Genomic DNA, 12,339 nt, shown 5'->3' with positions numbered 1-12,339 from the left:
GGGCATCCAAATCCCTGTCGAAAAGGAGCCAGCAATGGCCTTCACCCTGCCGCCTCTCCCCTATGCCTATGACGCTCTGGAGCCGGCCATCGACAAGGAGACGATGACCTTCCACCACGACAAGCACCACCAGGCCTACGTCGACAATCTGAATAAGGCGGTGGACGCCGATCAGAGTCTGCAAGGCAAGGAGCTGGAGGAGATCTTCAAGTCTATCTCCAAGGCCCCCAAGGCGGTACGCAACAACGGCGGCGGCCACTGGAACCACGCCCTGTTCTGGGAACTGCTGGCCCCGGTGGGCGAGGGCGGCGAGCCCTCGGGCGAGCTGAAGGCCGCCATCGACCGCGATCTGGGCGGGCTGGACAAGTTCAAGGAAGACTTCAACGCCGCCGGCGCCGGCCAGTTCGGCTCGGGCTGGGCCTGGCTGATCGTCCAGGACGGCAAGCTCAAGGTCACCTCCACCCCCAACCAGGACAATCCCCTGATGGATGTCGCCGACGAGCAGGGCGACGTGGTCCTGGGCGCCGACGTTTGGGAACACGCCTATTACCTGAAGTACCAGAATCGCCGGCCCGACTACCTCAAGGCCTTCTGGACGGTGGTGAACTGGAACAAAGCCAATGAGCTGTTCGCCGCCGCGACCAAGTAGGGCGCGAGGCCTGAGAGCATCGAGGGGCTGGGCGGCGACGCCCGGCCCCTTTCGCTTGCGCGGTTCACGTCTGATTAAGCGTAACCGTTGGGATCGTGGTTAAGGGTCGCGGGCTAGGACGGGCCGTCTTATTCTCGCGAGATCGTCCCGAATATGCGCGTCCTCGATTGCCTGACCCAGGAGCATAACCTCCTGCTGGTGGCCCTGGCGGCCCTGATCTGTGTGTGCGGATCGATCGTCACCGCCCGGATGTATCGCAAGACCCGAGAGAGCGCGGGGGCGGCGCGGCCGGTGTGGCTGTTCATGGGCGCGGTGGCCGGCGGGGCGACCATCTGGTGCACCCATTTCGTGGCCATGATGGCCTATAGTCCCGGGGTCGAAACCGCCTATGCGCCGATGCTGACGGCGGCGTCCCTGGCTGTCGCCGTGGCCGGATGCGCCGGCGCCCTTTGGCTGGGCTCGCGCCGCTGGCGTCACGCCCCGATCGCCGGCGGCGTCGCCTTCGGCGCGGCGGTCAGCGCCATGCACTATACAGGGATGGCCGCCTTCACCGCCGAGGCGGTGGTGATGTGGTCGATCCCCTATGTCGTGGCCTCGGTGCTGTTCGCGGTGATCGGCGGCGGCGCGGCCTTCGCCCTGGCGGCCAACGCGGCGCTGAAGCATCGCATCGCCCTGGCCAGCGGCCTGCTGGTCCTGACCATCGTGTCGCTGCACTTCACCGGCATGGGCGCGATGATCGTCATGCCGTTCGCCCCGCTGGACGGCTCTCTGACCGGTGACGACGCCTCCAGCCTGCTGGCGCTGGGCGTGGCGGCGGTCGGGCTGCTGATGCTGGGTACGGCCGCATCCAGCCATCTGCTGGAGGAGCAGAGCGAGCGACTGTCGCGCCGCCGCCTCAACGGCCTGATCGAGGGCAGCGTGGACGGCATGGTGGTCGAGGCCGGCGGCAAGGTCGTCATGGCCAACGCCGCCTTCCTGGAGTTCAGCGGCGCCGACGCCGACGTCGTGGTCGGCGCCCCCATCAGTCGCTGGGTCGAGGATGCGGACCGCATCGCCGCCGGCGTGCTGGTCCAGAGCCGGCTGACGCCCATGACCGGCGAACCCATTCCGGTCGAGATCGCCGTGCGCGAGGCGACCAGCGACACCGACGGCCGGGCCGTTCGCATCTTCGCCGTCCGCGACCTGCGCGCCCGCATCGCCCAGGAGCGGCGCATCAGCCATCTGGCTCGCAACGACAGCCTGACCGGCCTGCCAAACCGCTCGTCCTTCCTCGAAAAGCTGGAGCGAATGGCGGCGATCAGCGAGGGTGGCCAGGGCTTCGCCCTGCTGGCCATCGATCTGGACCGGTTCAAGGAGGTCAATGACCTCTACGGCCACGCCGTCGGCGACCATCTGCTTATCCACGTCTCGGACCAGATGAAGGCCGCTCTCAAGCCCGGCGAATTCATCGCGCGGCTCGGCGGCGACGAGTTCGTGGCCATCATCCCAGCGACGGACCGCGACGCCGCGGCCGAGGCGGCCCAGCGGCTGATCGCCGCCATCGTCACCCCGACGGTGTTCGAGCATGCCGACCTGCAGTGCGGCGCCTCGGTGGGCATCGCGCTGTGGCCCGAGGACGCGGCCGAGCCGTCGTCCCTGATCAACAACGCCGACCTGGCCATGTACCGGGCCAAGGCTTCGATCACGACCGACGTCTGCTTCTATGAGGAAGCCATGGACGAGGCGGTGCGCCAGCGCCGCCGCATCACCCAGGGCCTGCGCGAGGCGCTGGATCAGGAACGGTTCGAACTGCACTACCAGCGTCAGGTCTCGATCGAGACCGGCGGCGTCACCGGCTACGAGGCGCTGTTGCGCTGGCCGCAGCCCGACGGCTCCTACATCTCGCCGGTCGACTTCATTCCGGTGGCCGAGGACACCGGCCTGATCCTGCCGATCGGGGAGTGGGTGCTGCGCCGCGCCTGCGCCGAGGCCGCCCAGTGGGACGAGCCGCACCGCATCGCCGTCAATCTGTCGCCCATACAGCTGTCGCACGTCGACCTGCCGCGTCTGGTGCACCAGGTGCTGCTCGACACCGGCCTGTCGCCGCATCGGCTGGAGCTGGAGATCACCGAAAGCGCGATGATCGCTGATATGGAGCGGACCACCCATATCCTGCGTCAGCTCAAGGCGCTGGGCGTGTCGGTGGCCATGGACGATTTCGGCACCGGTTATTCGTCGCTCTCGACCCTGCGCGCCTTCCCCTTCGACAAGATCAAGCTGGACCGGTCGTTCATGGCCGAGCTGGACGGAGCGCCCCAGTCGCGCGCGATCATTCGCGCGGTGCTGGCGCTCGGCGAGAGCCTCAGCATTCCGATCCTCGCCGAGGGCGTCGAGACCGACGCCCAGCTGTCGTTCCTGCGCGAACAGGGCTGCGACGAGGTGCAGGGCTATCTGCTGGGCCGCCCCAGCCGCGAAGCCCCGCGCCAGGTCGAAACGGCGGTCAAGGCGGCCTGAGCCGCCGCGGCTCTGGCGCACATGAGCCAGCTGCCTATCTAGAGCCTCGACGCGGTGTCTGACCGCAGGGAGGCTGATCCATGACCTATCGCCCGATGTTCCCCGCCGTGGCCCTGGCCGCGCTGATCGCCGCCTGTTCCCAGGAGGCGGACACGGCGCCCGCCCCCGCGGCGCCCGCCGTCCAGACCGCCGCCACGGATAATATCCACGGCTTCCGCATCGGCGAATTCCAGGCTTGGGCTCTCCGTGACGGCAGCCTCAGCTTTCCTAACGACAATGAAACCGTGGCGATCGGCGAAAGCGCTGAGGACACCGACGCCGTGCTGACGGCCGCCGGCCTTCCCACCGACGAGGTGAGCCTCGGGCTTCAGCCGCTTCTGGTGCGCATGGGCGAGCGCACGGTGCTGTTCGACGCGGGCGCGGCGGGCCAGATGGGCACCCAGGGTCTGCTGCCCCAGTCTCTGACGTCAGCGGGCGTCGAGCCGGGCCAGGTCACGGACATCCTGATCTCTCATGGTCACGGCGACCACGTCGGCGGCCTTGTCGCGGGCGGAGCGCTCGCGTTCCCGAACGCTGTCATCCGCATGTCCCAGGAAGAGTGGGCCGCGCTGCAGGCGGACGAGGCGATGGCCAAGCTGGTGTCGATCATCACACCGCGGGTGGAGACTTTCGTGGCCGGCTCCGAAGTGATTCCCAGCGTCATCTCCGTCGATATCGACGGCCACACCCCCGGGCATTCGGGCTACGAAATCGCTTCCGGCGAAGACCGGCTGCTCTACATCGGCGACACCGCGCATCATCACGTGATCTCGGTTCAGCGTCCGGACTGGACCATCGCCTTCGACGGCAACGCCCCGACCGCCGAGGCGAGTCGCCGCGCGATCCTCGAGCGCGCCGCCGACGAGAACCTTCGCGTCTACGCCGTCCATTTCCCGTTCCCGGGGCTGGGTCGCGTCGAACGGGGCGATGACGGGTTTGTCTGGTCGCCGGAGGGCTGACCGACCCTACATTTCCGGCTTTTCCAGATATCACCGCTCGGGTAACGTAGGTTTACCGACCTTAGAGCCGTGCAGGGGGCGCGCGCCGGGTACGGGGGGGGCTTATTCCATGTCGATCATCACGCGTCGCGGCGCCCTGGCCGGACTGACGGCCGGTGCGCTCGTCACACTTGCCTCGCGGGCCGTCGCCCAGCCGCTCAAGATCGATAACGCTGCGGCGATGGGCGGCGTGACCAATGTGGTCGTCGGCAGCTTCGTTGTGGCCTTCCTGACGGACCGAACGGACCGTGCGCGTGCCGGGGGCGGTTTGCTGGGCGGAGGGTTCGGTGGCCGGTCCACCGCCCGCAGCGCCCTGGAGGGCGTGTCGGACGCGGAATTCCAGCGGGCGACCGACGCGGCCTACACCAGCCTGCTCGAGCAACTTGCCGCCGGCGGCTATCAGGTCGGCGATCGCGCGCCCGTCGAGGCCGCTTTCCGGCAAGCCAACGCCCAGCCACTGGAGAACGGCATGGAGCGTGACGTCATCCTGGCGCGCGACAGTCGCGCCAAGGCCAAGGTCTTCGCTCCCACGCAGATCGGCGGAGCAGTCTGGTTGGCGCGCGAAGTGTTGGGGCAGATCAGCGCGCCCGGCTTCAGCGGAAACCGCAGCGCCATCGGCATCAGCATGGGCGGAACCCAATTCGCCCGGGCGGCCGGGCAGGCCGTCGTCAACGCCTTCTACATCGTCGATTTCGCCAGCGCGGAGACCTATGGCGGCTGGTTCCGCAACAGCTCTGCGGTCAACGTCCAGGCCGGACTGGCGATCGTGCCGGAAGCGTCCAAGGTCTATGTCTATGCGCCAAACGGTCGGGTGCCCACCTACACGCCCCGCGAGCCGATCGCGGTGGGAGGCGACTTCGGGACCTTCGGCGACACCACGACTGGAGGACAGCGCGCGGCCGAGCTGGCCACCAACGTCATCGGCGCCCTGGGCGGTATCGGCACCAATCGCACCCGGCGATACGCCATGCAGGCCGATCCGGTCCGGTGGGAGGCGGGAGTGGCCGAGCTGACGACGGCGGCATCGGCGCGCATAGTCCAGGCCCTCCGTGAGGGACGCTGAGCTGACTTGACCTTCGCGGGCCGGGGCGGCATAAGCGCCGCCTTCACGCCCCGGGCTCACGTCCGGGGCGCGTCGCATGACGGACGATGCGTGGACCGCCGTTGAGATCGTGCTCCCAATAGCGGGGGCGCCGGGCCGCATCAGCATTGAGAGTGACACATGTCCAAGCGCCACAGCGCCAAGTACAAGCTCGACCGGGCCATGGGGGAAAACCTCTGGGGTCGCGCCAAGTCCCCGGTCAACAAGCGGTCCTATGGCCCCGGCCAGCACGGCCAGCGCCGCAAGTCCAAGGTCTCCGACTATGGCCTGCAGCTGAAGGCCAAGCAGAAGCTCAAGGGCTACTACGGCAACATCACCGAAAAGCAGTTCGCCAAGACCTACGACGAGGCCGCCCGCCGCAAGGGCAACACCTCCGAGAACCTGATCGGCCTGCTGGAATCGCGCCTGGACGCCATCGTCTATCGCGCCAAGTTCGTCCCGACCGTCTGGGCTGCTCGCCAGTTCGTCAGCCACGGCCACGTGACCGTCAACGGCAAGAAGGTGGACATCGCCTCGTACCGCGTGAAGACGGGCGACGTCGTCGAGGTCAAGGAAAAGTCCCGCAATATGGCGCTGGTGCTGGAAGCGCAGCAGTCGTCGGAACGTGACGTGCCCGACTATCTGGAAATGGGCGACCGCGGCTTCTCGATCCGCTACGTCCGCATTCCCGAGCTGGCCGATGTGCCGTTCCCGGTGAAGATGGAGCCGAATCTGGTGGTGGAATACTACGCGTCCTGATTTTCAGGGCGCTATCGCGAGCGACGCGGTCGTTCGCTGCTTGAGCGCAGCCCTCATTTAGCGAGGCGCCGCGCGCCGAGCGATCGGGCCAGAGATGGGACGGGCCCCGGAGCGATCTGGGGCCCTTCTCGTTTTCGACGCCACCAACGTGCATTTCGGGGGAAAGGCGCGCATGATGCGGAAGATTCTCACGGGCGAAGGGGGCCACAGCATGCGGGCGCTCGCCACGATTTCTGCACTGGCCGCGCTGAGCCTCGGCCTCGGGGCCTGCGGCTCGCTAAGGCAGAATGCGGACTTCTCGCCGCCGCCGCCGCCCATTTCGGCTGCCGTCTCCATGCCCGGCGCGCTGGAGCCGATTTACGCCGCGGCGGTCAGCTCTAACCAGGCCATCTTCCGCGTCACCTCCAACGGCTGCACCGGCAAGGACGACATTCAGCCCGTCGTCCGGCGCGTGGGTGACAGCGCCCTGATCACCCTCAGGCGTATGAAGGACGACCGCTGCTCGAACGTGCAGCTGGAAGGCATCGACGTGATCTATTCCCTCGAAGAGCTCGGGCTCAGCGCCGACGACCACATCGAGATCAATAACCCTTACCTGCTCGGCCCCGACGAGGACGCCGAAGGCTGATCGGCGTCAGCGCTGGAACGGTCCCAGCATCTCCGCCGGAATGCGCGTCGGCCGCATGGTGTCGGCCGCGACCAGGCACCATTCGGACAGGCCTTGGGCGCACAGGCGCCCCTGGCCGTCCTCGATCCTGACAAAGCGGTCGAAGCGGGGTCCGCGCGGCTGGCCGACCCAGGTGCGGGCGACCACACCTTGGGCATCCGGCGAGATCGGGCGCAGATAGTCGATCTCGTGCCTCAGGGCGACCCAGGACCAGCGGGCCTGATCTTCTGCGGAAAATCTGGCGCGCCAGTGGGCGGTCCCGGCCTCCTGAAGCCAGCCGACATAGACGACATTGTTGACGTGGCCGTTGTCGTCGATGTGCTCGGGCCGCACGGTCAGCGGCGCCTCGAACACCTCCCGGTCGTCCGGCGGGATCAGCGCCGGCCGGGCCATCAGACGGCGTCGCCCTCGGCCAGCACGCCCTTGTCGGCCATCAGCTGTTGCAACTCGCCGGCCTGGAACATCTCGCGCACGATGTCGGAGCCGCCGACGAACTCGCCCTTCACATACAGCTGGGGAATGGTCGGCCAGTCGGTGTAGGCCTTGATGCCGTCGCGCAGGGCCTCGGACTGCAGCACATCCACGCCGACGAAGGGCGCGCCGACGTGATCCAGGATCTGGACCGCCAGGGCCGAGAAGCCGCAGCGCGGCGCGTCCGGCGTCCCCTTCATGAACAGCACCACGCCGTTCTGGGCCACGGTGCTGGCGATGAAGTCGCGGGTGGGGTCGGCGTCGGTCACGGCGGGCCTCTGGGTCGAGCGGGGAGACCCGTCAGCTAGGCGCCGCAGTGGCCAGGGTCAAGGCGACCGGGCCGAGCGCGCGGTCAGGCGGCGGCCGCGCGCCCCACCCGGGCCATCTCGATCTGCGCCGGCGTGCCCGGCGGCAGGTCGCGTTCGGTCGTCGCTGACAGCGCCTCCACCCGTTGCCCCCGGTCGGCGTCGATGATCACCGAACAGATCGACGGATCGGTCAGGGCGTAGGCCAGGCAGATTTCCTCGGCCGCCCAGCCGGTGGTCTGGTGGAGGAAGGCGAAGGTGCCGGCCTCGCGGGCGATCGGCTTGCGGCCGCCCAGCAGGGCCTTCCAGCCGCTTTGCTTCTCGGCGTTGACGCCCGCCGCCTTGCGCGCCGTATCCAGGCTGTCGGGGAAGTACCCGTAAGCCATCACCGCCATGTCGCGTTCCAAAGCCGCGCGGATGCGGCTCTTGGTCTGCCAGGGCGAATTGACGTGATAGGGCATGGCGACCAGATCGAAGGCGCCGGTCGAAATATAGGCGTCCATGGCGTCGTCGCAGCCGGCCACGCCGAGCTGTTTCAGGCGCTGGGCCGAACGCATCTGCTTCAGCGTGGTCAGGGCGGCCTGGGGCAGCTCCTCCTCGCTGGGCGCGTCCAGCACGCCGACATCGATCCAGCCCAGGCCCGAGACGTGCAGCACCTCCTCGATCGAGCGGGTCAGACCTTCAGCCGAGAAGTCGCGCGGCGCGCCGCGGCCGCCGCCCAACAGCAGGGACACCGACACCAGCTTGCGGTCCACGCTGGCCAGGGCGTCGCCGGCCAGTTCGGCCAGAACCGGATCGGCCGTCTCCAGCCGGAAGCTGTTCACGCCGTTCTCGAGCGCGGAGAACACGGTCGTGCGCATGACGTCGGGGCCTTGCGACAGCAACTCGCGTGATAGGTTGAGCGTCAGGACCGAGATCGAGACGCCGGAGCGTCCAAAGGGGCGGTAGCGCATGGGATCAGTCTCCGGCGGGGGCGCTGGTTTCGAGGGCGAGGGCGTGCAGCTCGCCACCCATACGGCCGCCCAGGGCCGCATAGACCAGCTGGTGCTGGCGCACGCGCGGCAGGCCCGAAAAGGCGGAGGAGACGATGCGTGCGCGGTAGTGGTCGCCGTCTCCGGCGAGGTCCTGGATCACGATCTCGGCGTCTGGAAAGGCGTCGGCCAGACGCGTTCTCAGCTCATCCTCGGTCATGGGCATGCGCGGGCCGTCTCCTGGTTCGCCGCTCAGGGTGAACGACAAAGCTTAAGGACGGGCTTATGCGGTTGGATAGTCAGGCCCAGACAGCGAAAGGGGCCGCACCCGGGGGAAGTGCGGCCCCTGCATCCGGAAGCTCGGGGGAGGGGCTCCGGAGCCTTGTCGCTTCAGCTTCTCGCTTGCGCCTCAGAAGAATGCCGGCGCGAGAAAAGGGTTGCAGAGAAAAATTGCGGGGCCTCAGCCGGCGCCGAACACCCGTTGGAACACCGTATCGACGTGCTTGGTGTGATAGCCGATGTCGAACAGGGCCTCGAGCTCGGCGTCGGCCAAGGTGACGCGTTCGTCGGCCTTGAGGAAATCCAGGAAGGCCCCTTCGCCGCGCCAGACCTTCATGGCGTTCTCCTGAACCGCCGCATAGGCGTCCTCGCGCGAGACGCCCGCCTGGGTCAGGGCCAGCATGACCCGCTGCGAGTGGACCAGGCCGCCGAGGCGATCCAGGTTCTTCTGCATATTGTCGGGATAGACGTTCAGCCGCTCGATCACGCCGGCCAGGCGGTTGAGGGCGAAGTCCAGGTGGATGGTGGCGTCCGGCGCGATGCCGCGCTCGACCGAGGAATGACTGATGTCCCGTTCGTGCCAGAGAGCGACGTTCTCCATGGCCGGGGTCGCCGCCGAGCGGACCAGGCGGGCCAGGCCGGTCAGGTTCTCGGTCAGGATGGGGTTCCTCTTGTGCGGCATGGCGCTGGAGCCCTTCTGACCCTTGTCGAAGAACTCCTCGGCCTCCAGCACCTCGGTGCGTTGCAGATGACGAATCTCGACGGCCAGCCGTTCGACCGAAGAGGCGACGACGCCCAGCGCGGCGAAATAGGCGGCGTGACGGTCGCGCGGGATGACCTGGGTGGACACCGGCTCGACGGCCAGCCCCATCTTCTCGGCGACATAGGCTTCGACCGCCGGATCGACATTGGCGAAGGTGCCCACGGCCCCGGAGATGGCGCAGGTGGCGATCTCCTCGCGGGCGGTGACCAGGCGGCGGCGGGCGCGCTGGAACTCGGCGTGATAGCCGGCCAGCTTGAGGCCGAAGGTCACCGGCTCGGCGTGGATGCCGTGGCTGCGACCGACGCAGGGGGTCAGCTTGTGTTCTTTCGCCCGCTTTTCGAGGGCGGCCAGCACCCGATCGACATCGGCGATCAAGAGGTCGGTGGCGCGGGCCAGCTGCACCGCCAGGCAGGTGTCCAGCACGTCGGAGGACGTCATGCCCTGGTGCAGAAAGCGCGCCTCCTCGCCCACGATCTCCGACACATGGGTCAGAAAGGCGATGACGTCGTGTTTGGTGGTGCGCTCGATCTCGTCGATGCGGTCGGCGTCGAAGGTGGCGTCCTTGCCCTTGGCCCAGATGGCGTCGGCGGCCGAGGCCGGGATGACGCCCAGCTCGGCCATCTTGGCGGCGGCGTGGGCCTCGATCTCGAACCAAATCTTGTACTTGGTCTCTTGGGACCAGAGGTCGGCGGCTTCGGGGCGGGAATAGCGGACGATCATGGGCGCGGGGTGTCGGGCGCGAGGGGCGGGGAGTCAAGCCGCCGCGCCGGACGCCGCCGCATGGCGCCGGACCCGGCGCGGGCTATATCGAGGCCATGACCCTGATCGCTCGCCTCGACAGCCGCACCCTGGTGCGGGTCGCCGGCCCAGACGCCCGGCTGTTCTTGCACAATCTCCTGACCCAGGACGTTGAGGGGCTGGGGGAGGGCGAGTTGAGGTTCGGCGCTTTGCTGTCGCCGCCGGGGCGGCTGCTGTTTGACCTGTTCCTTTGGGGGGAAGGGGATGGAGTGACCCTGGATGTCGCCGCCGACCGCCGCGACGCCCTGGTTCAGCGGCTATCGATGTATCGCCTCCGGGCCAAGGTCGAGATCGCGGCCGACCCCCGGCGGGTATGCGCCGCCTGGGGCGACGGGCCGCCGCCGCGGGGCTTCGTCGCCGATCCCCGCCTGCCGGGCCTGGGATGGCGCGGGTTGAGCGCCGCCGATCCGACCGTCGACGAGCCTGCGTGGCGCGCCCATGAACTGGCCCACGGCGTCCCCGGCGCCGGCGACAGCCCACCAGACAAGGACTATCCGATCGAGGCCAATTTCGACCTGCTGAACGGCATCGACTTCGCCAAGGGGTGTTTCGTCGGTCAGGAGACGACTTCGCGCATGAAGCGGCGCGGCGCGATCAAGACCCGGATGCTGCCGATCAGCTTAGACGGCCCGCCTCCCGCGTTCGGCGCCGAGGTGCTGCTGAACGGCGACCGCCGGGCGGGTGAGGTGCGTGGCGGGATCGATGGCCGGGCGATGGCCCTGCTGCGACTGGATCGGATCGACGGCCCGCTGACCGTCGACGGTCGTCCGATCGCGGTCGAGCGGCCGGGTTGGTTGCTCGGCTAGTGAGGCCGGCGCTAGCCTGTCGGCAATGCCCGACTCATCCCTCCATCGCTGCGCCTGGTGCGGGACCGATCCGCTTTACGTCGCCTATCACGACACCGAATGGGGTGTGCCGGAGTATGATGCGCGGGCGCTGTGGGAGAAGCTGGTGCTGGATGGGTTCCAGGCCGGGCTGAGCTGGATCACCATCCTGAAGAAGCGCGAGGCGTTTCGGGCGGCCTTCGACGGCTTCGATCCCGAGATCGTGGCCGGCTATGGCGAGGCGGAGCGGGCTCGCCTGATGGCCGATGCGGGCATCGTGCGCTCGGGCGCCAAGATCGACGCGACCATCCGGGGCGCGCGGGTCTGGGTCGAGATGCGCGACGCTGGCGAGGACTTTTCCGTCTGGCTCTGGTCGTTCGTGGGCGGGGCGCCGATCCAGGCCCGGCCGCTCACCCTGGCCGAGGTGCCGACCCAGACGCCTGAGTCCGTGGCCATGGCCAAGGCGCTGAAGGCGAGGGGTTTCGGCTTCTGCGGACCGGTGATCGTCTATGCCTTCATGCAGGCCACGGGGATGGTCAACGACCACGTCCATGACTGTTTCCGCCAGGCCGAGGTTCGTGCGATGGGCGGGAGGTGACCAAGGCCCGCCTGATTCCCAGCCTCAGCCTCGAGGCCCTGTGCCCCGCGCCGGTGTGCGGCGTGGATGAGGCCGGGCGGGGGCCGTGGGCCGGGCCTGTGGCGGCCGGGGCGGTGATCCTGAACCCCGACGATCTGCCCGAGGGCATCGACGACTCCAAAGCCCTGACCGCCGCCGCGCGTGAGCGGCTGGAGGTCGAGATCAAGGCCCGCGCCCTCGCCTGGGGCGTCGGCTTCGCCTCGGCGCGCGAGATCGAGACGCTCAACATTCTCAAGGCAACCGGCTTGGCCATGTGCCGGGCCATCGAGGCGATGGCCGTGCGGCCGGTCTATGCGCTGGTGGACGGGAACTATCCCTTCGCCCTGCCGTGCGACGTGAAGACGGTCGTGGGCGGCGACGGGCTGAGCCTGTCGATCGCGGCGGCCTCGATCCTGGCCAAGACGGCGCGGGACCGGGTGATGGTCGAGCTGGACGCGGTCCACCCCGGCTATGGCTTCGCGCGGCACAAGGGCTATGCGGCGCCGGCCCATATCGCGGCGCTGGAGCGGCTGGGGCCGTGCGTGGAGCACCGCGCGACCTGGGGGCCGATCCGGGCGCTGTTGGAGCGCAACGCGGCCTGAAGAAAAAGGCCCCGGAGATCGCTC

The 12,339-nt window shown here is 68.4% G+C and carries 14 protein-coding genes; 9 read left to right on the top strand and 5 right to left on the bottom strand.

From position 1 onward, the window contains the following. The first annotated feature begins 34 nt into the window (after nucleotides 1-34). The 6 genes from EES48_RS07690 to EES48_RS07665 all read left to right on the top strand — a co-directional run bounded on the left by EES48_RS07690 (nucleotide 35) and on the right by EES48_RS07665 (nucleotide 6,647). Nucleotides 35-649, top strand: a complete 615-nt coding sequence (locus tag EES48_RS07690) for a superoxide dismutase (protein WP_122465822.1) — start codon at nucleotides 35-37, stop codon at nucleotides 647-649. A 153-nt stretch (nucleotides 650-802) separates the two neighbouring features. Continuing rightward, nucleotides 803-3,142, top strand: a complete 2,340-nt coding sequence (locus tag EES48_RS07685) for a bifunctional diguanylate cyclase/phosphodiesterase (protein WP_122465821.1) — start codon at nucleotides 803-805, stop codon at nucleotides 3,140-3,142. A gap of 80 nt (nucleotides 3,143-3,222) precedes the next feature. After that, on the top strand, nucleotides 3,223-4,140 hold the full coding sequence (locus EES48_RS07680) for an MBL fold metallo-hydrolase (protein WP_122465820.1): 918 nt from the start codon (nucleotides 3,223-3,225) through the stop codon (nucleotides 4,138-4,140). A 109-nt stretch (nucleotides 4,141-4,249) separates the two neighbouring features. After that, nucleotides 4,250-5,242, top strand: coding sequence for a hypothetical protein (locus EES48_RS07675; protein ID WP_122465819.1), 993 nt, complete (start codon nucleotides 4,250-4,252; stop codon nucleotides 5,240-5,242). 159 nt (nucleotides 5,243-5,401) lie between these two features. Beyond that, nucleotides 5,402-6,019, top strand: a complete 618-nt coding sequence (rpsD, locus tag EES48_RS07670) for a 30S ribosomal protein S4 (protein ID WP_122465818.1) — start codon at nucleotides 5,402-5,404, stop codon at nucleotides 6,017-6,019. A gap of 172 nt (nucleotides 6,020-6,191) precedes the next feature. Then, nucleotides 6,192-6,647, top strand: a complete 456-nt coding sequence (locus tag EES48_RS07665; protein ID WP_205679400.1) for a hypothetical protein — start codon at nucleotides 6,192-6,194, stop codon at nucleotides 6,645-6,647. Between the two features lie 6 nt (nucleotides 6,648-6,653). Here EES48_RS07665 and EES48_RS07660 read toward each other — a convergent pair whose 3' ends face one another. The 5 genes from EES48_RS07660 to purB form a co-directional block, all read right to left on the bottom strand. Beyond that, complete coding sequence (locus EES48_RS07660; protein WP_122465816.1) at nucleotides 6,654-7,079, bottom strand: acyl-CoA thioesterase; 426 nt, start codon at nucleotides 7,077-7,079, stop codon at nucleotides 6,654-6,656. Beyond that, the gene (gene grxD / locus EES48_RS07655; RefSeq protein ID WP_122465815.1) at nucleotides 7,079-7,426 is read right to left on the bottom strand and encodes a Grx4 family monothiol glutaredoxin; all 348 of its coding nucleotides are present in this window, start codon (nucleotides 7,424-7,426) and stop codon (nucleotides 7,079-7,081) included. The genes EES48_RS07660 and grxD overlap by 1 nt, the downstream gene beginning before the upstream one ends. A gap of 83 nt (nucleotides 7,427-7,509) precedes the next feature. Further along, complete coding sequence (locus EES48_RS07650; RefSeq protein WP_122465814.1) at nucleotides 7,510-8,415, bottom strand: aldo/keto reductase; 906 nt, start codon at nucleotides 8,413-8,415, stop codon at nucleotides 7,510-7,512. 4 nt (nucleotides 8,416-8,419) lie between these two features. Beyond that, nucleotides 8,420-8,659, bottom strand: a complete 240-nt coding sequence (locus tag EES48_RS07645) for a BolA family protein (RefSeq protein ID WP_122465813.1) — start codon at nucleotides 8,657-8,659, stop codon at nucleotides 8,420-8,422. A gap of 234 nt (nucleotides 8,660-8,893) precedes the next feature. Next, on the bottom strand, nucleotides 8,894-10,195 hold the full coding sequence (purB, locus tag EES48_RS07640; protein ID WP_122465812.1) for an adenylosuccinate lyase: 1,302 nt from the start codon (nucleotides 10,193-10,195) through the stop codon (nucleotides 8,894-8,896). A gap of 95 nt (nucleotides 10,196-10,290) precedes the next feature. Here purB and ygfZ point away from each other — a divergent pair, with 95 nt between their 5' ends. From ygfZ to EES48_RS07625, 3 genes are read left to right on the top strand one after another with little or no spacing between them, the layout of a single operon-like run. Continuing rightward, nucleotides 10,291-11,079, top strand: coding sequence for a CAF17-like 4Fe-4S cluster assembly/insertion protein YgfZ (ygfZ, locus tag EES48_RS07635; protein WP_122465811.1), 789 nt, complete (start codon nucleotides 10,291-10,293; stop codon nucleotides 11,077-11,079). Between the two features lie 25 nt (nucleotides 11,080-11,104). Beyond that, complete coding sequence (locus EES48_RS07630) at nucleotides 11,105-11,695, top strand: DNA-3-methyladenine glycosylase I (protein ID WP_122465810.1); 591 nt, start codon at nucleotides 11,105-11,107, stop codon at nucleotides 11,693-11,695. Then, a complete protein-coding gene (locus EES48_RS07625) occupies nucleotides 11,692-12,315 on the top strand; it encodes a ribonuclease HII (RefSeq protein WP_122465809.1) in 624 nt (207 codons plus the stop codon). Before EES48_RS07630 ends, EES48_RS07625 begins: the two co-directional genes overlap by 4 nt. The last annotated feature ends 24 nt before the right edge of the window (nucleotides 12,316-12,339 follow it).

The organism is Brevundimonas lutea, from assembly GCF_003704105.1.
Taxonomy (GTDB): Bacteria; Pseudomonadota; Alphaproteobacteria; order Caulobacterales; family Caulobacteraceae; genus Brevundimonas; species Brevundimonas lutea.
This window is presented reverse-complemented; position numbering and strand designations above follow the sequence as displayed.